This is a genomic window from Cellulosimicrobium funkei, from assembly GCF_001019615.1.
Taxonomy (GTDB): Bacteria; Actinomycetota; Actinomycetes; order Actinomycetales; family Cellulomonadaceae; genus Cellulosimicrobium; species Cellulosimicrobium cellulans_E.
The window spans coordinates 1-20757 of record NZ_JNBQ01000050.1 but is presented as its reverse complement, the minus strand read 5'-3'; the positions used below and the strand labels follow the sequence as shown (position 1 = coordinate 20757).

Here is a 20757-nt window from a genome sequence, read left to right as displayed (position 1 = left end):
GCCCGCGGGGGCGGGCGTGTCGGAGGTGCTCGGCATGATGGCCGGCATGGTGCCGGTGCAGGGCTCCCCCGGGGGCGGGGGCGCGGGGCCGCGGTCCGGGCACGAGGGGGGCGAGTTCGAGGTGATGTACGTGGTCGACGTCCCGGTGGGCGGCGCGGAGCACCCTGCCCGCGTGGCCGGCGAGGACCCCGCGGAGCTGCTGCGCGCGGAGCTCGCGCGGATCGGCGACTCCGTCGTCGTGGTGGGCGGGCCGGGCGACGACGGCTCGGGCCTCTGGCAGGCGCACGTCCACACCGACGACCCGATGGCCGCGGTCACCGTCGGGCGAGCCACGCTCGCGACCCTGCGGTCCGCGCGGGACGGTCACGAGGTCGGCGCGCCGTCCACGGCGGGGGCCGACGCCGCGCTGCGCCAGGTGCGTGTCCGCCACCTCCCCGGAACCCACGAGCCCGGCCACGTCCCGGACGTCGCCGCCGACGGGGCGCACGACGCCCGGACCGGTGCGTCCGCCGTCGTCGACGCTCCCGGGGTGGTCGCGGTGACCACGGCGCCCGGGCTCGTCGCGGACCTCGCGCGGGCGGGCGCGGTCGTGCTGCTGCGGGAGGCTTCCGGCCCCCCCGACCTGACCGCCCTGCACCGCGTCGCGGTCGACGCCCGTGCGTCGCACGTCGCGCTCCTGCCCGGCGCGGACCTGCGGGAGGACGACGTCGAGTCCCTGCGCGCGACCCTGCGCGACGACGGGATCGAGACGCTCGAGGTGCTGCCCGCCGTGACCGACCTGCACGTCGCGGTGGCGCTCGCCGCCGCGCAGCTCGTGGAGCCCGGCGCCGCGCAGCGGCTCGAGGCGGCCCGGTCGGCGCTCGACGCCGCACGGTGGACCCACCTCGACACCGCGGGCGTGCCGGCCCCGGCGTTGGCGCAGCGGCTGACGGACCTGCTCGAGACCCTCCTCGCGCGCCCCGGTGCGCTCGCCTCGGTGCTCGCCGACGACGACGTGCCGGGCGTGGCCCTCGACGTGCTCGCGGCGCGCGCGACCGAGCGCGGCGCCGAGGTCGTGCTCCTGCGTTCGGGGCGCGACGGCGGCGTCGTCACGCTCGCCGTCGAGGAACCGGAGCCCGTGGACGACGACGTCGAGGTCACCGTGGAGGCCGAGGGATGAGCGACCGCCTGGCCGAGCCGCTCACCCGTGCCGTCGGCACGCGCAGCGCGGGCCCGCTCGCGAAGCTGGGCCTCGAGACCGTGGGGGACCTCCTGCGGCACTACCCACGTCGTTACGGGGACCCGGGGCGTCTCACGGACCTCGGCGGCCTCGCCCTCGGCGAGCACGTGACGATCGTCGCGCAGGTGCGCAGCGCGACGGTCCGGCGCATGCGCAACCGTGCGGGCGCGATCCTCGAGGCGGTCGTGACGGACGGCCCGCAGCAGCTCTCGCTCACGTTCTTCGCCAAGAGCCCCAACGTCCTGCGCTACCACGAGCAGCGGCTCGCTCCGGGGCGGCACGGGCTCTTCACGGGGGTGGTCGGGCTCTACCGGGGCACGCGCCAGCTCACGCACCCGGACTACAAGATCATCGGGGTCGACGACGACGCCGAGGACACGGAGAGCGCCGTGCTCGAGGCGAGCCGGCCCATCCCCATCTACCCCGCGAGCGCGAGCATCCCGAGCTGGAAGATCCAGCCCGCGGTGCGCACCGTGCTCGACCCGCTGCGCGAGGAGGACGTCCCTGACCCGCTCCCGGACGCCGTCCGCGAGCGGCACGGACTCGGGACGCGCCTCGAGGCGCTGCGCGACGTGCACGAGCCCTACGACGAGAAGCAGTGGCGGCGCGGGCGCGACCGGCTGCGGTACGAGGAGGCGTTCGTCCTCCAGGCGGCGCTCGCCCAGCGCCGGGCCCGGGCCGCGGCCGAGCCGGCGACGGCCCGCCCTCCCCGCGGACCGGGGGAGCCGAGCATCCTGGCCGACTTCGACGCCGCCCTCCCGTTCACCTTGACGACGGGTCAGCGCGAGGTCGGGGCGGAGATCGCGACGGACCTCGCGCTCGCGCGGCCCATGCAGCGGCTCCTGCAGGGCGAGGTGGGCTCGGGCAAGACGGTCGTCGCGCTGCGCGCCATGCTCCAGGTGATCGACGCCGGCGGGCAGGCGGCGCTCCTCGCCCCGACCGAGGTGCTCGCCGCACAGCACGCGCGCACCCTGCGCGCGCTGCTCGGACCGCTCGCGGAGGGCGGCTTCCTCGGCGGCGCGGAGCACGGGACGCGCGTCGCGCTCCTCACCGGGTCGCTCGGCGCGGCGGCGCGCAAGGAGGCGCTGCTCGACGCCGCGAGCGGCGCGGCGGGGATCGTCGTCGGCACGCACGCGCTGCTGTCCGAGCACGTGCAGCTCGCCGACCTCGGCCTCGTCGTCGTGGACGAGCAGCACCGGTTCGGCGTCGAGCAGCGCGACGCGCTGCGGGCCAAGGCGCGGACGGCCCCGCACCTCCTCGTCATGACCGCCACCCCGATCCCGCGCACCGTCGCGATGACGGTGTTCGGCGACCTCGAGACGTCGTCGCTCACGGAGATCCCGGCGGGGCGCGCGGGGATCACGACCCACGTCGTGCCCGCAGGCAACGAGGCGTGGATGGAGCGCACCTGGGCGCGCGTGCGCGAGGAGGTCGACGCCGGGCACCGCGCGTACGTGGTGTGCGCGCGCATCCACCCGGACGAGCCGGACGCGGACGGGCCGCCGAAGGGGACCGACGACTTCGACGAGGTGCCCGACTTCCTCCTCGACCCCGAGGCCCCGGACGCGTCGGACCGCGCACCCCTGCGGGCCGTGCTCGAGGTCGCCGAGGAGCTGCGCGCGCACCCGCGTCTCGCGGGGCTCGAGGTCGGGGTGCTGCACGGGCAGATGGCCCCGGCGGACAAGGACGCGGTGATGGCCGACTTCGCCTCGGGCGCGGTCCAGGTGCTCGTCTCGACGACGGTCGTCGAGGTCGGCGTGGACGTCCCCGAGGCCACGGTCATGGTGGTCCTCGACGCGGACCGGTTCGGCATCTCCCAGCTTCACCAGCTCCGGGGGCGCGTCGGGCGCGGGTCCGCGGCCGGGCTGTGCCTGCTCGTCTCGACGGCGCTGCCGGGTACACCCGCCGCGACGCGGGTCGAGACGCTGGCGCGCACGACCGACGGGTTCGAGCTCGCGACCGTCGACCTCGAGCTGCGCAGCGAGGGCGACGTCCTCGGGGCGGCGCAGTCGGGGCGCGCGAGCTCCCTGCGGCTCCTGCGCGTGGTCAAGGACGCGGACGTCATCGAGACCGCGCGCACCGACGCGGCCGCCGTCGTCGCGGACGACCCGGACCTGACCGACCACCCCGCGCTCGCCGAGGCGATCCGCGACCAGCTCGACCCCGAGCGCGAGGAGTTCCTCGAACGAGCGTGAGCGGGCCGCATTCTCCACCGGCCGCTGCGCGAGGTCGTCACGATCCCGCACCACCGCCTCGTGCCTCGAACCCCGCGCGGCGTGTCTAGGCTGGGCGCGTGACGAGGATCGTGGCGGGAACGGTAGGGGGACGCACGCTGCAGGTCCCGCCGCGCGGGACGCGGCCGACGAGCGAGCGCGTCCGCGAGGCGATCTTCTCGCGCCTCGAGCACCTGGGCGTCGTCGACGACGCGCACGTCCTCGACCTCTACGCGGGCTCGGGCGCGCTCGGCCTGGAGGCCGCGAGCCGCGGCGCCGCCGACGTGACGCTCGTCGACTCGGCCCGCGTCGCCGCCGACGTCGCCCGGCGCAACGTCGCGGCCCTCGGTCTGACGACCGTGCGCGTCGTCGCGCAGCCCGCCGAGACGTTCGTCGCCGGCGTGGCCGCGGACGTGGCGCAGCGGGCGGCGGTCGGCGGGGCGGACGGGACGCCGACAGGTCGCGCGGGCCGCGGTCCGTACCACCTCGTGCTCGTCGACCCGCCGTACGACGTCACCGCCGAGGCCCTCGAGCGCGTCCTCGCCCACCTCGCGGTGCCCAGCGTCCTCGACCCGGCCGCCGTCGTCGTCGTCGAGCGCTCGACGCGCACGCCCGAGCCGACCTGGCCGACGGGCTGGGAGGTCGTCGCGCGCAAGGACTACGGCGAGACGACGGTGTACTTCGTCGGTCCCGAGCTCCCCGACGAGACGTAGCGCCGGGGTTCCGCCGGCGCCCCGCCCTGCCGAGCAGGCGGTTCCGGCGCGTCCGGGCCACCTGACACGCCCGGATCGCCTGCTCGCGTGTCGGGACGGTCTGGTCGACGGGCCTCAGGCGGACGGGGCGTGGGCCTCGTCCGGGGCGAGGAGACCGACGGGGACGGTCGCGAGGGCGGCGGGGTCGGCAGGGTCGACGAGCGCGACGCGGTCACCGCTCGCGGCGTCGAGCAGACGGCGGGTCGCGGCGTCGTCCGCCAGGCTGCCCTCGCTCGCCCGCAGGTTCTCCGCGAGGAACGCGCGCAGCGGCGCGGCGGGGACGTCGTCGGCCGCGCCCGGCCCGAGGGGGAACGACACGAGCAGGAGCGCGGGCACGCGCTCGCCGCCGGGGCCGTCGCCGGGCTGGAAGTAGGGGAGCGCGAGGACCCGGGCGCCGAGGCGCGCGTAGAACCGCAGCCGCGCGACGGGGTCGCCGTGCGCCTCGCTGCCGACGTGGTGCGCGGGGTGCTCGACCTCCCCGACGACGAGGAGCGGGTCCAGGGCGCGCCAGTCGGCGAGGGCCGCCGCCACGAGCTGCCCGCCGACCCCGCCGCCGCGCCGGCCGGGTGCTAGGGCGAGGTAGAGGACGAGGAGGACGCGCGCGTCGGGGAACCACTCGCCGACGACGCCGGCGACGACACGACCGGCCTCCACGACCCCGAGGCTGCGCAGGCGTCCGCTCGCGTGGTCGTCGAGGAGCTCGTCGACGTCCACGAGCTCGGCGGGCGGGAACGACGGCGCGAGCACGTCTCGGTGGAGCGAGCGCACGAGCTCGGGCGTCGTGAGCGGGACGACGGCGGGTTCCTCCGGGGCGGTCACGCGGACCATCGTCGCGCGTGACGACGATCCGCGCCCGCCCGGTCGTGCCGCCGGGGTCCGCGCGGCCTCGTGTACTACCGTGACGAGGTGACCACAGCCGTCTGTCCCGGGTCGTTCGACCCGATCACCCTGGGCCACCTCGACATCGTCCGACGTGCCCGCGCGCTCTTCGACGAGGTCGTCGTCGGCGTCGCGCGGAACGCGTCGAAGTCGGCGCTGCTGAGCGTCGACGAGCGGGTCGCGCTGGCCCGTGCGGCGGTCGCCGACGCCGGGCTCGACGGGGTCCGCGTGGAGGTCGTGCCGGGGCTCCTGGTGGACTTCTGCCGGGAGATCGGCGCGGGCGCCGTGGTCAAGGGGCTGCGCGGTGGCGCGGACTTCGACGCGGAGCTGCCGATGGCGCTCATGAACCGGCACCTGGCGGGCGTCGAGACCGTGTTCGTCGCGGGCGACGCCGCGCTCCTGCACGTCGCGTCGTCGCTCGTGAAGGACATCGCGCGCTACGGGGGGCCGGTCGACGACCTGGTCCCCCCGGGGGTCGGGGACGCCGTCCGTGCGGCGCTGGCACGGGTGCAGGGGAGCAGCAGGTGAGCACGACGGGAAGGATCGGGTACGTGAGCGAGCAGCAGGACCGACGGGTGACGCACGAGGACCGCGCGACGGAGGAGGCGCAGGTCGGGCTCAACGCGATCCTCGACGACCTGACGCACCTCGTGGAGTCGGCGCGCGCGATGCCCATGTCCGCGTCGGTGCTGGTGCACAAGGGCGACGCGGTCGCGCTCCTGGACGAGCTGCGCGGCGCGCTGCCCGAGCAGCTCGCGCACGCCGACGAGGTGCTGGCCCAGGCGGACGCCGTGCTCGAGGACGCGCACCGGCAGGCGGAGGAGATCCTCACGACGGCGCGGGCGCGCGCGATCGAGCTCGTCCAGGCGGAGCAGGTCGTGGTCCAGGCGGAGTCGCGGGCCCGGGAGATCGTGGACGAGGCCGACGCGGCGGCGGCCGTGCTCCGGCGCGACGCCGACGACTACTGCGACCGCAGGCTCGCCGACTTCGAGGTCGACCTCGGCAAGCTGCTCGCGCAGGTCCAGGGCGGACGCGCGAAGCTCGCGGACCGCCTCGGGGACCGCGTCGGCGAGCCGGAGGAGTCGCCGTTCCCGGCGACGATGCGCGAGCGCGCCGGGCGCTGATCCCTGCCGGCCGCGACCGAGCCGTGGGCCGTCGGCCCGACGCCGGGATCCCGGCTCTGCGGGCGCGGAGGGCAGGTGGCGGTCGGGCCGTCCCGTGACGTAAGATCGATGTTTGGCTCGGCGCGTCACGCGTCGGCCTGTGCCTGGCAGTCGCCGTCGAGCGGCCGTCGGCCCCCGACCATCGTTGACCATCCGTCCGCGGGCGCCCACGCCCGCGGCCTGGCGATCCTGGAGTCCGCCATCACCGCCGAGAAGACGTCGCCGCTCGTGCTCGACACGCACGAGCTCGGTCGGCGACCCGGGAGCATGCTGACGGTCCGCCGGACCGTGCCTGCGCCGGCCGACCTCGGGACCGCCGTGATCGGCATCCCCGAGGGCAGCGAGCTCGAGCTCGACCTGCGTCTCGAGGCGGTCATGGAGGGCGTGCTCGTCTCGGGCACGGTGTCGGGGCGCGCGGTCGGGGAGTGCGTGCGCTGCCTCGACACGGTCCACGAGGACGTCACGGTGGAGCTCGGGGAGCTCTTCGCCTACCCCGAGCGCGCGAAGGCCGCCCAGGAGTCGGGCGACGACCTGGAGGACGCCGAGGACGTCTACGACCTCGACGGCGACCTCGCAGACATCGAGCCCGCGCTACGGGATTCGGTCGTCACTGCACTACCATTCAGTCCGGTGTGCCGAGCGGACTGCCCGGGGCTGTGCTCCGAGTGCGGGGCGCGTCTGGCGGACGACCCGGGGCACACGCACGAACTTGTCGACCCTCGGTGGTCGGCGCTGGAGAGCATGTTCGACACCTCGAACGTGTCCGACGAGACGAAAGAGAGCTAGCCGTGGCTGTTCCGAAGCGCAAGATGTCGCGCAGCAACACCCGTGCGCGTCGTTCGCAGTGGAAGACGACCGCCGCGAACCTCACCACCTGCCCGCAGTGCAAGGGCGACAAGCTGTCGCACGCGGCGTGCCCGACGTGCGGTACCTACAAGGGCCGCCAGTACGCCGAGGCGCTGCGCACCGAGCACGCAGGCTGAGGCGCGTGGCACCGGCTGCACCGGCATCCGGTCTTCTCGAGAAGCTCGGGGTCCATCTGGACCCCGAGCTTCTCGTGCTTGCGCTCACGCACCGGTCGTTCGCGCACGAGAACGGCGGCATCCCCACGAACGAGCGTCTCGAGTTCCTCGGTGACACGGTCCTGGGCCTCGTCGTCACGGAGACCCTCTACCGCCGCCACCCCGACCTGTCGGAGGGCGAGCTCGCCAAGATGCGTGCCGCGACCGTCTCGCAGAAGTCGCTCGCCGCGATCGCGCGCCGGCTCGGCCTGGGGCAGTACGTGCTCCTCGGCAAGGGCGAGATCCGCACGCGCGGCAACGACAAGGACTCGATCCTGTCCGACACCGTCGAGGCGATCATCGGCGCGGTCTACCTGAGCCACGGGCTCGAGCCCGCACGCGGCCTCGTGCTCCGGCTCGTCGAGCCGACGCTGTCCGCCGCCGCGGGGCTCGGCGCGGGGCTCGACTGGAAGACGTCGCTCCAGGAGGCGGCCGCGGCCGCGGGACTGAGCGCCCCCTCCTACTCGAGCGACGCCGTCGGGCCGGACCACGCGCGCGTCTTCACCTCGTACGTGCACCTCGACGGCCGGCTCTACGGGACCGGCAGCGGCACGGCGAAGAAGTACGCCGAGCAGGAGGCCGCCGAGCGCGCCTACCGCGCCCTGGCGACCGAGCAGGCGGAGACGGCCCCGGCCGACGAGCGCCCGAGGGCAGCGGCGGAGGCCGTCGAGGACGCGGGTGCCTGAGCTGCCCGAGGTCGAGACCGTCCGCGACGGTCTCGACCGCCACGTGCTGGGCGCCCGGGTCGTCGACGTCGAGGTGCTGCGCGACTACAGCGTGCGGCGCCACGACGGCGGCCCCGCGGACTTCCGGGACCAGCTCCTCGGCCAGCGCCTCGACGCGGCGGTGCGCCGCGGCAAGTTCCTCTGGCTCCCGCTGACGCCGGCCGGGTCGACGGACGGGCCGGGCGACGGCCCCGCGGCCGCGCTGCTCGCGCACCTCGGGATGTCCGGCCAGCTCCTGGTGCGCTCGGGGCCGGGCCTCGGCGAGCGGTCGCCCCACCTGCGCGTGCGGCTCGTGCTCGAGCCCGACGGCACCGGTCCGGCGGGCGCGCTCGCGCTCGACTTCGTCGACCAGCGCACGTTCGGGCACCTGTCCGTCCAGGACCTCGTGCCCACGCCCGACGGCGCCCCCGGCGGCCTCGGTTCCGACCTCGCCGCCGTCCCGGGTCCGGTCGTCCACATCGGCCGCGACCTGCTCGACCCCGCCCTGCGGCGCGACGACGTCGTCGACGCGATCCGCCGTCGTCGGACTGGCGTGAAGCGCGCGCTGCTCGACCAGACCGTGGTGTCCGGGGTCGGCAACATCTACGCCGACGAGGCGCTGTGGCGCGCGCGGCTGCACTTCGCGCGCGCCACCGACACGCTGCGCCGCCCGGAGGCGCACCGCCTGCTCGACGCCGCCGCCGAGGTGATGACGGAGGCGCTCGCCCAGGGCGGCACGAGCTTCGACGCGCTCTACGTCAACGTCAACGGGCAGTCCGGCTACTTCTCGCGGTCGCTCGCGGTGTACGGGCAGGAGGGCGAGCCGTGCCCGCGGTGCGGGACGCCGGTGCGCCGTGACGAGTTCATGAACCGCTCGTCCTACACGTGCCCGCGCTGCCAGCCGCGCCCTCGCAACGGCCGCTGGTGACCCGCCCCCGGGCTCCGCTGAGCGCATGAAATAGTCGCGTTCGAGTCGATCGAGCGCGACTATTTCATGCACTCAGCGGGTCAGCGGGGGACGACGTTGCGGAGCTCGCGGCCAGCGCGGATCGCGTCGAGGTTGGCGTTCACGAGGTCCGACGCGTGCTGGGGGCGGTTGCCCGCGACGTGCGGCGTGAGGATCAGCCGGGGTGCGTCCCACAGGGGTGACGTCTCCGGCAGGGGCTCGGTCTCCGTGACGTCGAGCGCGGCACCGCCGAGGCGGCCGTCGCGCAACGCCGTGACGAGCGCGTCCTCGTCGACCGTGGCGCCGCGGCCGACGTTGACGAAGACCGCGTGGTCGGGGAGCTGGTCGATCCGGGCGGCGTCGAACGCGTGGCGGGTCGCATCGAGGGCGGGCAGCAGGGAGACGAGCACGTCGGTCGTCGCGAGCACGTCCGGGAGGTCGTCGTCCGTCACGACGCGGAATCCGTGGCGCTCGCCGCGGCGGCTCGCGACGCCCGTCACCTCGGCGCCCAGGGCCGCGAGCAGCGGCGCGAGGCGCGCCGCGATCGAGCCGAAACCCCAGACCGTCACGCGCGCGCCGTCGAGCGTGTACCGCGCGGCGGTCGCGGGGTCGGCCTGCGCGCGGTTCACGGCGGTGTCCCACCGGTGCTCACGCTGCGCCGTCCCGAGCACGTCGAGCCGCCGGACCGCCGCGAGGACGAGCGCGAGCGCGTGCTCGGCGACCGGGCCGTCGTGCAGGGACCGGCCCGACGTGATCGTCACCCCGGGCCCGAACCCGGCGGCCAGCACCGCGTCCGGACCGGCCGCGAGCGTCTGGACCCAGCGCAGGCGGGTGAGCCGCGCGGCGGCGTCCGCGAGGTTCGCGGGGGTGTTCGCCCACGCCACGAGCACCTCGGCGTCGGCGTCCTCGGGACGCAGCGGCGCCGCGGCGTCGTAGCCGACGACCTCGTCGCCCGGTCCGCCGCGCACGTCGAGGGCGATGGTGCTGGGCACGAGGATCTTCAACGCTGCTCCCGGGGTCGTCCGTGGTGGTCACGGCCCGCCCGGCGCGGGGCGGGCCGCCTCGCGAACGTATCACCGTGCCGTTCGGGTGCCGTTCGAGTGCCCCCGGCGCTCCCACCTGCGCTTCCGCAGGCGCGACCTGGCCCCCGGGGATATGTTCGCGATGTTCCGACGACGCGCCCACCGCGCGCCGTCCCGGTCGGCCCCGCGGGGTCACGGCTTCGGGGGTGGGGATGGGCTCGTCCACGGGTGCGCCGACGCACGCAGAGGTGCGCGCGGCGATCACGGCACGGACGCCGAAGAACTACATCACCTGGCTCACGCTCGCGTTCATGATCACGTCGTCGGTCGCGAGCCTGCGCGCCGCGCCGACGATGGCGGTCTACGGCCTCGCGGCGGTGTTCCTCTACGTCGTCCCGGCGCTCGTGTTCCTGCTGCCGACGTCGCTCGTGTCCGCCGAGCTCGCGTCCGGATGGTCGGGCGGGGTGTACCGGTGGGTCGCGGACGGCGTCTCCAAGCCGCTCGGCTTCCTCGCCATCTGGTGCCAGTTCGCGATGACGATCTTCTACTACCCGAGCCTGCTCGGGTACGTCGCGAGCACGTTCGCGTACGTCATCAACCCGAGCCTCGCGAGCAACGGGTTGTACGTGGCGATCGTCATCGTCGTGCTCTTCTGGACCGGCGTGTGGCTCTCCTCGCAGGGCACCAAGACGGTCGCCGGGCTGTCGAGCTGGGGACTGATCATCGGGACGCTCATCCCGGCGGCGATCCTCGTCGTGCTCGGCATCGTGTTCCTCGCCCAGGGCAACCCGTCGGCCGCGCCGATGGACGCCCAGCACCTGCTCCCGGCCTGGACCGGCCTCGCGTCGCTGGTGCTCATCGTCAACAACTTCCTGTCCTACGCGGGCATGGAGATGAACGCGGTGCACGTCACGAGCCTGCGCAAGCCCTCGACCGAGTTCCCGCGGTCGATGTTCCTCGCGATCGGGCTCGTGCTGCTCATCTTCATCCTCCCGGCCGTCGCGATCAGCTGGGTGATCCCGGCCGACCAGCTCAGCCTCACCGCGGGCGTCATGCAGGCGTTCGACGCGTTCTTCGCCAACTTCGGCGTGAGCTGGCTGACGCCGATCCTCGGCCTCATGCTCATCGCGGCGTCCCTCGGTGGCATGCTCACGTGGCTCGCCGGGCCGTCCAAGGGCCTGCTCACGGTCGCGCGCGAGGAGGGCTACCTCCCGCCGTTCCTCCAGCGCCTCAACAAGCACGGGGTGCAGCAGAACATCCTCGTCACGCAAGGCCTCATCACGACCGGGATCGCGCTCCTCTACGCGTTCATCCCGGACGTCTCGAGCGCCTACTGGATCCTGTCGGTCATCACGACGCAGGTGTACCTCGTCATGTACCTGCTGCTGTTCGTCGCGGCCGTGCGGCTGCGCCGTCGTGCACCCGACCACCCGCGCGGCTACCGCGCCCCGGCGCTCACGCTCCTGTGCGTCGTCGGGTTCTGCGCGTCGGTGGCCGCGATGATCATCGGGTTCGTGCCGCCCGCCCAGTTCTCGAGCGGGAGCGTCGGGGTGTACGTGCTCATCGTCGGCGGCGGTCTCGGCATCATCGGCCTCCTCGTCCCCGCGCTGTTCTACCTCCTGCGCAAGCCGTCCTGGAAGGACCCCGAGGCCGCGGCCATCGCGGCGGCGGACGAGGCGGGGGAGGGGGAGGCAGCATGACCTCGACGCGCCCCGACCACGTCCCCGTGCACGAGCCCGAGCCGGTCTCGTCCAAGCGGTGGGTGACGTACACCGCCGCCGCGCTGCTCCTGGTCGCGCTCGGCGCGGTCATGCTGATCGCCTTCGACAACGTGCGGTCCCACCGCGACGCGCGCGAGGCCGAGCAGAAGGCGGCGGAGCTGCACGACCGCTTCGCCGAGATCGGGATCACGGCCTTCAGCGAGGAGACCATCGCCGACGTCCTGGGCGACGACGGCGGCGGCTTCTGCACCGACCCGGCCGCGCTCGTCGAGGCGACGGCGAACCTCGGCGCCGCGAACGGGGCGGCGGGCCCGGGGCTGCGCCCGTCCGTGCTCGACGAGCGTCGCCTCGCGGGCGACCGGCTCGTCATCGAGGTCTACTGCCCCGACCAGCTCGACGAGTTCGACGCCTACGTCGACTCGCTCGACCTCGACCCCGGCCGCACGACCGAGCCGGGCAGCGACGCCACCGAGGGCGCCGACGGCACCCCGACCGAGGAGGACGCATGAGCCAGCAGGGCACCGGAGCGCGACCCGACGGGGCCGGTCACGTCGAGGAGGTGCGCGCCGCCGTGCGGGACCTCGTGCCCCGCGCGCTCGACGACCTGCGCACGCTCGTCGCCATCCCGTCCGTGGCCGACGAGCGCCTGTTCCCGCGCGCCGACTGCGAGCGCGCCGCGCAGTGGGTCGCCGACGCGTTCCGCGCCGAGGGGATCGACACGCGCCTCGAGGTCACCCCCGACGGGTCGCAGGTCGTGCTCGGGCACCGCCCCGGCCCCGACGGCGCCCCCACCGTGCTGCTCTACGCCCACTACGACGTGCAGCCGCCCCTCGACGACGACGCGTGGACGACGCCGCCGTTCGAGCTCACCGAGCGCGACGGCCGGCTCCACGGGCGTGGGGCCGCCGACTGCAAGGGGAACATCGTCACGCACCTCACCGCGCTGCGTGCCCTGCGCGCGCTCGGCGGCGAGGACTACCCGGTCGGCGTGCGGCTCGTCGTCGAGGGCTCGGAGGAGCAGGGGACGGGCGGCCTCGACCAGTGGGTCGAGGCCAACCCGGGAGCGCTCGCGGCCGACGCGATGCTCATCCAGGACACGGGCAACGCCGAGCTCGGCCTGCCGACGCTCACCGTGACGCTGCGCGGTGCGGCGAACGTCGTCGTGCACGTCGAGGCGCTCGAGGGCGAGATCCACTCGGGCATGTTCGGCGGGGCGGCACCGGACGCGCTCGCCGCGCTCGTCGCGGTGCTGGCGAGCCTGCGTGACGAGAACGGCGACACGACGATCGACGGCGTGCCGGCCGCCGTCGCGCACGGGACGTGGGACGGCGTCGCGTACGACGAGGACCAGTTCCGTCACGACGCGGGCGTGCTCGACGGCGTCCGGCTCGTCGGGACGGGCAGCGTCGCCGACCGGCTCTGGGCACGTCCGGTGGTGACGATCCTCGGGATCGACGCGCCGAGCGTCGTCGGCTCTGCCGCCGCGATCCAGCCCCGCGCCTCGGCCCGGCTCAACCTGCGCGTCCCTCCCGGCTCGGACGCCCAGGAGCTCCAGGACAAGCTCGTCGCACACCTGGAGGCCCACGCCCCGTGGGGGGTGCGGGTGCGCGTGGAGCGCGACGCCGTCGGGCAGCCGTTCGCGGCCCGCACGAGCGGGCACGTGTTCGACACGCTCACGGCGGCGCTCGCGGACGCGTACGGGCGCGAGACGGTGACCGCGGGGCAAGGCGGGTCGATCCCGCTGTGCAACGTGCTCGCCGGGCAGTACCCGGACGCGGAGATCGTGCTCCTCGGCGTCGAGGAGCCGGCGTGCCTCATCCACGCGCCGAACGAGTCGGTCGCGCCGAGCGAGATCGAGAACCTCGCGGTCGGCGAGGCGCTGTTCCTCGCGCGTCTCGGCGAGGGCTGACGCGCCGGCACCGTCCGAGATCGACCCGTCGGTCTCCAGATCGGCCCTCGGAGGGTCGATCTCGACCGTACGGGTCGATCTCGGGGCGACCTCGGTGCTACCGCGGTGCCGGCGCCTCCTGGTCGAGCGCCCACCGGTAGGCGGGGAGACCGAGCAGCTCGGCGTGCGTCCCGCGCGCCACGACACGCGCCGGAGCGTCGCCCGGTGCACCGTCGGGGACACCGAGGAGCAGCACCTCGTCGACGGCCTCGAGCGCGCTGAGCCGGTGCGTCGCGAGCACGACGCCGCGCCGGGCACCTCCGGCCGACGCGCCCGCCGACGCGCCAGCCGGCGCGCGGGTCGTCGCGACGAGGTGCCGCACGAGCGCGTCGGCGCCGGCCGCGTCGAGGTGCTCGGCCGGCTCGTCGAGCAGGAGCAGCGGCGCGGGTGACAACAGCGCCCGCGCGACGAGCAGACGACGACGCTCGCCGCCGGAGACGGTCGTGGCGTCCGGGCCGAGCAGCGTCTCGACGCCGTCCGGCAGCGCGGCGAGCCAGGCGTCCAGGCCCACGTCGTGCAGCGTCGCCGCGGCCTCCTCGGCCGTGACGTCGCCTCGCGCGACGCGCAGGTTCTCCAGCACCGTCGTGTCGAACACGTGCGCGTCCTCGGCGACGAGCACGACGCCGCGCGCCGCGGCCTCGCGGGGGAGCGTGCTCACCCCGGTCCCGTCGAGCGTCACCCGGCCCGCGAGCGCGGGGACGAGCCCGGCGGCGGTCGCGAGCAGCGTCGTCTTGCCGACGCCGGACGGCCCGACGACCGCGACCGCGCGCCCGGGGCGCAGGTCGAGGTCCACCCCCGCCACGACGACGCGCGCCGCGCCCGGCCAGCCCGCCGCGACGTCGTCGAGCGCGAGCGACGCCTGCTCGGGGGACGACGGCTCCGCCGGACCGGAGGCGAACGCGTCCGCGGTGCGGGCCGCCGCGGTGGCGCTCCCCGCGGAGCCGTCGAGGAGCGCGACGACGCGAGCCGCGGCCTGGCGCGAGCGGTGGAGCTGGACGGCGGCGGCGGGCAGGGCGTTCGCGGCCTCGAACACCGCGAGCGGCGTGAGCACGATGACCGACAGCTCCACGGGCGCGAGCGTCCCGGCCGTCACGGCCGGGATGCCGAGCAGGAGCGACGCGAGCACGGCGAGGCCGACCGCGAGCGCGGCGATCCCGGCGGCCACCCCGGCGGGGCGGGCGCTGTCGTCGGTCACGCGTGCGAGGGCGCGGTCCGTCGCGCGCAGGTCGTCGAGGCGCGCGTCGAGACGGCCCGAGACGGCGAGCGGGCCGGACTGCTCGAGGATCTCGAGCGTCGTCGCGGTCATCGCCGCGCGCGTCGTCGCGCCGCGCGCCTCGACCTCGCGCGCCGACCGTGCGGAGAGCCACGGCGCGACGACCGCCGCGAGGAGCAGGCACAGCGCGAGCGCGACGCCCGCGGCGGGCAGGAACGCCCCGACGAGCACCACGGACCCCACGGAGATCGCCAGCGCGACGCCGGCGGGGACGAGCGCGCGCACGACGACGTCGCCCACCGCGTCGACGTCCGCGCCGACCCGGGCGAGCAGGTCGCCGCGCCGCAGCCCGACGAGCGCGGCGGGCGACCCCTCCGCCAGGGCGGTGTAGAGGTTGGCGCGCAGGGCGGCCATGCCGCGCAGCGCGACGTCGTGCGAGGCGAGGCGTTCGAGATAGCGGAAGACGCCGCGCGAGATGCCGAAGGCGCGGACGCCGACGACCGCGACGGACAGCGTGAGGACGGGCGGCATCTGCGAGGCGCGCGCGATGAGCCACGCGGCGACGGCCGCGAGGCCGACGGCGCTCCCGAGCGAGAGCGTGCCGAGCACGACGGCCCACGCGACGCGGCGCCAGCGCACGTCGAGCAGCCCGACGGCGCGCCACAGCGGGTCGTCCGCGAGGCGAGCACGGGGTCCGGTCACGGGCGCCTCCCTTCGACGGACGCGGCGGCAGGAGCGAGGTCGGCCGCGTCCTCGGGTCCGCCGTCCGCGAGAGCCCGGGGGGCGGCGAGCGCCGCCGAGCGGACCCCGACGACGTCGTCGGCGGCGCGGACGAGCGAGGCGCGATGGGCCACGACGACGACCGTCCGGCCCTGGTCGCGGAACGTCCGCACGGCGTCGAGCACCACCTGCTCGCCGCGCGCGTCGAGGTGGGCGGTCGGCTCGTCGAGCACGACGAGCGGGACGCGGGCGGGGTCGCCGAGCAGTGCCGCGGCGAGCGCGACGCGCTGGCGCTGGCCGACGCTCAGGCCGACGCCGCCGCGCCCCACCTCGGTGTCCCACCCGCCGGGCAGCGTCGCGAGCACGGCGTCGAGGCCGGCGGTGCGCGCGGCGCGGTCGAGGTCGGCATCGCTCACGGGCAGGCCGCCGGCGACGACGTCGCGCAGCCGGCCCGGGGCGAGCACCGGGCGCTGGGGGAGCCAGGCGACCTGGGGCCAGAACGTCGCGGGCTCGACGTCGGCCAGGTCGAGCGGCTCCGCACCCGGAGCGGTCAGGGTGACCGTGCCCCGGTCGGGGCGGACGAGGCCGAGGAGGACGAGCGCCGTCGTCGTCTTGCCCGCGCCGCTGGGCCCGGTGAGGGCGACGACGCGGCCCGACGCTCCGAGCCGGAGCTCGAGGTCGAGGTCGGCGGGCGCGAGCACGTCGCGGTCGCCCGCCCGGACGCTCACGCCGCGCAGCGCCAACGTGGTGCCGGAGAGCGCGGGCGCGGGGGTCGTCCCGGGCTCGGGGGCCTCCTCGTCGAGGACCGCGAACGCCTGCTCCGCCGCAGCGATGCCGTCGGTCGAGGCGTGGAAGTGGAGGCCGACCTGGCGCAGCGGCAGGTAGACCTCGGGCGCGAGCACGAGCACCGCGAGCGCGGGCTCGAGCTCCATGCCGCCGTGCACGAGGCGCAGCCCGACCCCCACCGCGACGACCGCCACGGACAGCGTCGTGAGGAGCTCGAGGACCATGCCCGAGAGGAACGCGATGCGCAGCGTTCCCATGGTCGCGCGCCGGTTGGCGTCGCCGAGCGCGCGCACGCGCTTCTCCGGGCCGCGCGCGCGACCGAACGCGAGGAGGGTCGGCAGGCCGGCGAGCAGGTCGAGGACCTGCGCGCCGAGCCGCTGCATGACGACGAGGCGCCGCTCCGACGTCCCGGCGGTGAGCCGCCCGACCAGCACCATGAAGATCGGGACGAGGGGGATCGTCACCGCGATGATCACCGCCGAGACCCAGTCCAGGCCCAGGACGACGGCGAGCGTCGCGGGCGTGACGGTCGCGGCGAGCAGGAGCTGGGGCAGGTAGCGCACCATGTACGGCTCGAGGGCGTCGAGCCCGCGCGTCGCGAGCGTGGCGACCTCGGGTCCGCGCCCGGACGCGAGCCACCGCGGCCCGAGGGCCACGGCGTGCGTGACGACCTGCTCGCGGAGCTCGGCCACGGTCCGGGTCGCGGCGCGCAGCGCGAACCGCTCCTGCGCCCAGGACGTCGCCGCCCGGGCCGCGACGACCCCGGCGAGCAGCCCGACCCGCGGCCCGAGGTCGGCCAGGTCGGCCGTCCCCTGGATCGCCGGCGCGAGGACCGACGCGAGGACGACCGCCTGGGCGACGACCAGGGCCGCCGTGGCGAACCCCAGCACCGCCGTCAGGACGACGTACCCCCGTGCGGCCCGCGCGTGGCGCAGGAGCCGCGGGTCGAGCGGCTTCACGCGTCGCCCGACCCGCCGGTCCCGAGGCTGCGTCCGGCCGAGCCACCGGAGGACGCCCCGCCGAACGCCGCCTCGCGGACCTTCTTGAGCGAGAGCCCGGCGGGCGCGGGGATGTCCTTGGTCGAGAGGCGGCGGCGGAACACCCAGTAGGTCCACGACTGGTAGGCGATGACGAGCGGCGTGAGGATCACCGCGACCCACGTCATCACGGTCAGCGTGTAGTCGGTGGACGACGCGTTGTGGATCGTCAGCGAGTTCGCCGGGTCGACCGCGGGCATGACGTCCGGGTACATCGAGCCGAAGATGAGCACGACGGCCGCGACGATCGTCACGGCGGAGGCGGTGAACGCCCAGCCCTCGGCGCCCCGACGGTTGGCGACGAGCGCCGCGACGAGGCCGCCGGCGGCGAGCACGACGGCCGCCCACGTCCACGGCACGGAGTAGGCCACCTGGGCCCACACGGCCCAGCCGCCCGCGAGCACGAGCGCCGCGACGCCGAAGACCGAGGCGTGCTGACGGGCGCGGGCGCGGATCTCGCCGTCGGTCTTGAGCGCGACGAACACCGAGCCGTGCAGCAGGAACAGGCTCAGCGTGACGAGGCCGCCGAGGAGCGCGAAGGGCGACAGGAGGGAGAAGAACCCGCCGACGAACTGGTGGTCGGCGTCGAGCTGCACGCCCCGCACGAGGTTGGCGAACGCGACCCCCCACAGCACGGCGGGCACCCACGACCCGACCTGGATCGCGACGTCGCAGCGGCGCGCCCAGCCCTCGTCGCGGATCTTGCCGCGGTACTCGAACGCGACGCCGCGCACGATGAGCGCGACGAGGATGAGCAGGAGCGGCAGGTAGAAGCCGGAGAAGAGGGTCGCGTACCACTCGGGGAAGGCGGCGAACGTCGCGCCGCCCGCGGTGAGCAGCCAGACCTCGTTCCCGTCCCACACGGGGCCGATGGAGTTGATGAGGACGCGGCGCTCCTTCTCCCGGTGCTCCTTGTCACCGCGCGGGAGGATCGACAGCAGCATGCCGACCCCGAAGTCGAAGCCCTCGAGCACGAGGTAGCCGGTCCACAGGACCGCGATGAGCACGAACCAGACGACGGCGAGATCCACGGTGGTGTTCTCCTGAGATTCTGGACGGGTCCGGGCGCGTCAGTACGCGAAGGACAGCGGGCGGTCTGCGGCCTCGGTGCCGTCGTCGGGCGGCTCCTGCGCCTCGGGCGACTCGTCGTGCACCACCAGCGGCACGCCCTCGATCGCGTAGCGGCGCATGAGCGTGAACCAGACCGCGGCGAGCGCGCCGTAGACGAGCGTGAACACGATCATCGACGTGAGCACGACGCCGGGGCTCACCACGGTCGACACACCCCGCTCGGTGAGCAGGCGGATCTGGTCGATGCCCGTGGGGTTCGGGGCGACGACCCAGGGTTGGCGGCCCATCTCGGTGAAGATCCAGCCGAACGAGTTCGCGAGGAACGGCATCGGGATGGCGATGAGGCCGACGCGCGCGAACCACACGTTGTCGGTGACGCGGCCCTTGCGGGTGAGCCACAGCGCCATGAGCGCGAGGAGCACGGAGCCGGCGGCCATGCCGATCATGAGCCGGAAGGACCAGTACGTCATCGCGAGGTTCGGCGTGTAGGTGACCGGGTCGCCGGCTGCGGTGACGTCGCCGTAGCGCTCGGTCATCTGCTCCTGGACGTCCTCGACGCCCGGCAGGTAGCTCTCGGGCCCGGAGAAGTGGCCCGTGCCGAGGTACGACGCGAGGCCGGGGATCTCGATGAGGTGCGTGACGTTCTCGCACGAGTTCGACAGGTCGCCGATCGTGAGGATGGAGAACGCGGCGCCCTCCTGCCCCTGGCACAGCGCCTCGGCGGACGACATCTTGCCGGGCTGCTGCTCGTACATGATCTTGCCCTGGATGTCGCCGGAGACGGCGACCCCGAGCCCGCCGACGAGCATGGCGATGACGCCGAGCGTGACGGCCGGGCGGTAGACGTCGCGCGCGAGCTCGACGTTCTCCGCCTTGCGGGTGCGCACGAGGCGCACCATCCACCACGCGGCGATGCCCGTGACGAACGTGCCCGCGGTGAGGAAGGTCGCCGTGATCTGGTGCGGGAACGCCGCCCAGAGAGTGTTGTTCGTGAGGACGGCGCCGATGTCGTTCATCTCGGCGCGCCCGGTCTCGGGGTTGAAGATCGCGCCCACGGGGTGCTGCATCCACGAGTTCGCGGCGAGGATGAAGAACGCGGAGAGGTTGGTCGCGATCGCCACGGCCCAGATGCACGCGAGGTGCACCTTCTTGTTGAGGCGGTCCCAGCCGAAGATCCACAGCCCGAGGAACGTCGACTCGATGAAGAACGCGGCGAGCGCCTCCATCGCGAGCGGGGCGCCGAACACGTCGCCGACGAAGCGCGAGTACTCGCTCCAGTTCATGCCGAACTGGAACTCCTGCACGATGCCCGTCACCACGCCGAGGGCGAAGTTGATGAGCAGGAGCTTGCCGAAGAACTTGGTCAGGCGCAGCCACCGCTCGTTGCCGGTGCGCACCCAGGCCGTCTGCATGATCGCGACGAGCGGCGCCAGCCCGATCGTCAGCGGGACGAAGATGAAGTGGTAGACGGTCGTGATGGCGAACTGCCACCGGGCGAGATCCAGGGCTTCCACGTGCGCTCCTCGGGGGGCCGACGGGTCGGCGGGCTTCAGGGGGGAGGTGCTGAGCTACGACGCCGGTCAGGACGGCCCGGGGGAGGACCGCCCTGCTCTGACGCTAGGCCCAATCTGCCCCATCGGCAGGGCGGGAGATGACGCGAAGTGCTGAAAACACGCCGCTTGTGACTATGTTCACAAGCGCTCGGGACCTTGGTCCCGGTCGGCCGGGACCGGCGCCCCGACGGCCGGTGCGTGTCGCCCGAGTTCGTTCGCGCCCCTGTGCGATACTGGGCGGAGCCGGGTGGGCTCCGCATCGCCCTCCCGACGAGCACGAGATCGCGGCACCAGCGGACCGCGGCAGTCGGAGCGCCGACCGGGGCGAAGGGCCCGGTGACAGGCGCCCGCGCCGCGCACGCGGACCGCGGCCGTGGCCGACGACTTCCGTCGCCGGACGACGCGCTCCGGTGCGCTCGTCACGAGCGACGACCGACCGCCCCGAGGGGCCGCACGGTGCGGGGCGGTCCCTGTGGCAGCAGGAGCACGACGCGTGACGCTCGACAGCACCTCCGACAGCACCCCCTCAGAGTCGACGGCGGACGCCGCCGCGACCCACGACCGGGCCGAGAGCCCGACCACCGCAGGGCGCAAGCCCGCCCGTCGCCGCGCCACCCGCAGCGCGGCGCCGCCCCAGGTGCCGGCCCAGGTGCCGGCCACGCCGGCAGACGGCGCGCCCGCCCCCGCCGACGCGCCCACGGCACCCGCCGACCCGGCGCCGGTCGCCGAGGCGGCGGCTCCCGACGCCG

The 20757-nt window shown here is 75.0% G+C and carries 18 protein-coding genes and 1 pseudogene; 13 read left to right on the top strand and 6 right to left on the bottom strand.

Going from position 1 to position 20757, the window contains the following annotated elements:
- The 3 genes and pseudogenes from FB00_RS19520 to rsmD all read left to right on the top strand — a co-directional run.
- A pseudogene (locus FB00_RS19520) lies at positions 1-1159 on the top strand (hypothetical protein); the annotation flags it as partial.
- Positions 1156-3414: an ATP-dependent DNA helicase RecG gene (locus tag FB00_RS19515; protein ID WP_047234585.1), complete on the top strand. Its 2259-nt coding sequence runs from the start codon at positions 1156-1158 to the stop codon at positions 3412-3414. The pseudogene FB00_RS19520 and the gene FB00_RS19515, both read left to right, overlap by 4 nt.
- A 98-nt stretch (positions 3415-3512) precedes the next feature.
- Positions 3513-4145, top strand: a complete 633-nt coding sequence (gene rsmD / locus FB00_RS19510) for a 16S rRNA (guanine(966)-N(2))-methyltransferase RsmD (protein ID WP_047234584.1) — start codon at positions 3513-3515, stop codon at positions 4143-4145.
- Between the two features lie 114 nt (positions 4146-4259).
- Here the strand turns inward: rsmD and FB00_RS19505 are convergent, their stop codons facing one another.
- On the bottom strand, positions 4260-5003 hold the full coding sequence (locus FB00_RS19505) for a GNAT family N-acetyltransferase (RefSeq protein WP_156186479.1): 744 nt from the start codon (positions 5001-5003) through the stop codon (positions 4260-4262).
- Positions 5004-5090: 87 nt separating this feature from the next.
- Between FB00_RS19505 and coaD the strand changes: the two genes are divergently transcribed.
- The 6 genes from coaD to mutM all read left to right on the top strand — a co-directional run bounded on the left by coaD (position 5091) and on the right by mutM (position 8919).
- Positions 5091-5591 (top strand): pantetheine-phosphate adenylyltransferase, encoded by a 501-nt coding sequence (coaD, locus tag FB00_RS19500; RefSeq protein WP_047234591.1) that lies wholly within the window; start codon positions 5091-5093, stop codon positions 5589-5591.
- A gap of 23 nt (positions 5592-5614) precedes the next feature.
- The gene (locus FB00_RS19495) at positions 5615-6187 is read left to right on the top strand and encodes a hypothetical protein (RefSeq protein WP_082141533.1); all 573 of its coding nucleotides are present in this window, start codon (positions 5615-5617) and stop codon (positions 6185-6187) included.
- A gap of 306 nt (positions 6188-6493) precedes the next feature.
- Complete coding sequence (locus tag FB00_RS19490) at positions 6494-7012, top strand: YceD family protein (protein ID WP_231581951.1); 519 nt, start codon at positions 6494-6496, stop codon at positions 7010-7012.
- A gap of 2 nt (positions 7013-7014) precedes the next feature.
- A complete protein-coding gene (rpmF, locus tag FB00_RS19485) occupies positions 7015-7209 on the top strand; it encodes a 50S ribosomal protein L32 (RefSeq protein ID WP_021482203.1) in 195 nt (64 codons plus the stop codon).
- A 5-nt stretch (positions 7210-7214) separates the two neighbouring features.
- The gene (gene rnc, locus FB00_RS19480; RefSeq protein ID WP_052877799.1) at positions 7215-7973 is read left to right on the top strand and encodes a ribonuclease III; all 759 of its coding nucleotides are present in this window, start codon (positions 7215-7217) and stop codon (positions 7971-7973) included.
- Complete coding sequence (gene mutM, locus FB00_RS19475) at positions 7966-8919, top strand: bifunctional DNA-formamidopyrimidine glycosylase/DNA-(apurinic or apyrimidinic site) lyase (protein ID WP_047234582.1); 954 nt, start codon at positions 7966-7968, stop codon at positions 8917-8919. Before rnc ends, mutM begins: the two co-directional genes overlap by 8 nt.
- A gap of 80 nt (positions 8920-8999) precedes the next feature.
- Here the strand turns inward: mutM and FB00_RS19470 are convergent, their stop codons facing one another.
- Positions 9000-9941 (bottom strand): NAD(P)-dependent oxidoreductase, encoded by a 942-nt coding sequence (locus tag FB00_RS19470; protein WP_047234581.1) that lies wholly within the window; start codon positions 9939-9941, stop codon positions 9000-9002.
- Between the two features lie 230 nt (positions 9942-10171).
- On the opposite strand from FB00_RS19470, the gene FB00_RS19465 reads away from it, so the two are divergent.
- Genes FB00_RS19465 through FB00_RS19455 form a run of 3 tightly spaced genes read left to right on the top strand, consistent with a single transcriptional unit; the run spans position 10172 to position 13589 of the window.
- Positions 10172-11659: an APC family permease gene (locus FB00_RS19465; RefSeq protein ID WP_082141532.1), complete on the top strand. Its 1488-nt coding sequence runs from the start codon at positions 10172-10174 to the stop codon at positions 11657-11659.
- A complete protein-coding gene (locus tag FB00_RS19460; RefSeq protein WP_052877798.1) occupies positions 11656-12189 on the top strand; it encodes a hypothetical protein in 534 nt (177 codons plus the stop codon). The genes FB00_RS19465 and FB00_RS19460 overlap by 4 nt, the downstream gene beginning before the upstream one ends.
- A complete protein-coding gene (locus tag FB00_RS19455; RefSeq protein WP_047234580.1) occupies positions 12186-13589 on the top strand; it encodes a dipeptidase in 1404 nt (467 codons plus the stop codon). The genes FB00_RS19460 and FB00_RS19455 overlap by 4 nt, the downstream gene beginning before the upstream one ends.
- A gap of 97 nt (positions 13590-13686) precedes the next feature.
- Here the strand turns inward: FB00_RS19455 and cydC are convergent, their stop codons facing one another.
- The 4 genes from cydC to FB00_RS19435 are packed head-to-tail and all read right to left on the bottom strand — an operon-like array spanning position 13687 to position 19969.
- Positions 13687-15543 carry a thiol reductant ABC exporter subunit CydC gene (gene cydC, locus FB00_RS19450; protein WP_047234579.1) on the bottom strand — a complete coding sequence of 619 codons (1857 nt, stop codon included), beginning with the start codon at positions 15541-15543 and terminating at the stop codon, positions 13687-13689.
- Positions 15540-17306, bottom strand: coding sequence for a thiol reductant ABC exporter subunit CydD (cydD, locus tag FB00_RS19445; RefSeq protein ID WP_047234578.1), 1767 nt, complete (start codon positions 17304-17306; stop codon positions 15540-15542). Before cydD ends, cydC begins: the two co-directional genes overlap by 4 nt.
- Complete coding sequence (gene cydB / locus FB00_RS19440) at positions 17303-18415, bottom strand: cytochrome d ubiquinol oxidase subunit II (protein ID WP_047234577.1); 1113 nt, start codon at positions 18413-18415, stop codon at positions 17303-17305. Before cydB ends, cydD begins: the two co-directional genes overlap by 4 nt.
- 39 nt (positions 18416-18454) lie before the next feature.
- Positions 18455-19969 (bottom strand): cytochrome ubiquinol oxidase subunit I, encoded by a 1515-nt coding sequence (locus FB00_RS19435; RefSeq protein ID WP_047234576.1) that lies wholly within the window; start codon positions 19967-19969, stop codon positions 18455-18457.
- Between the two features lie 532 nt (positions 19970-20501).
- On the opposite strand from FB00_RS19435, the gene FB00_RS19430 reads away from it, so the two are divergent.
- A partial coding sequence (locus FB00_RS19430) for a hypothetical protein (RefSeq protein WP_047234575.1) occupies positions 20502-20757 on the top strand: 256 nt, incomplete at its 3' end.

Excerpts from the sequence above, each read along its gene's own strand:
- FB00_RS19515 (WP_047234585.1), top strand. The coding sequence starts at position 1,156 with ATGAGCGACCGCCTGGCCGAGCCGCTCACCCGTGCCGTCGGCACGCGC.
- FB00_RS19490 (WP_231581951.1), top strand. The coding sequence starts at position 6,494 with ATGCTGACGGTCCGCCGGACCGTGCCTGCGCCGGCCGACCTCGGGACC.
- FB00_RS19465 (WP_082141532.1), top strand. The coding sequence starts at position 10,172 with ATGGGCTCGTCCACGGGTGCGCCGACGCACGCAGAGGTGCGCGCGGCG.
- FB00_RS19460 (WP_052877798.1), top strand. The coding sequence starts at position 11,656 with ATGACCTCGACGCGCCCCGACCACGTCCCCGTGCACGAGCCCGAGCCG.
- FB00_RS19455 (WP_047234580.1), top strand. The coding sequence starts at position 12,186 with ATGAGCCAGCAGGGCACCGGAGCGCGACCCGACGGGGCCGGTCACGTC.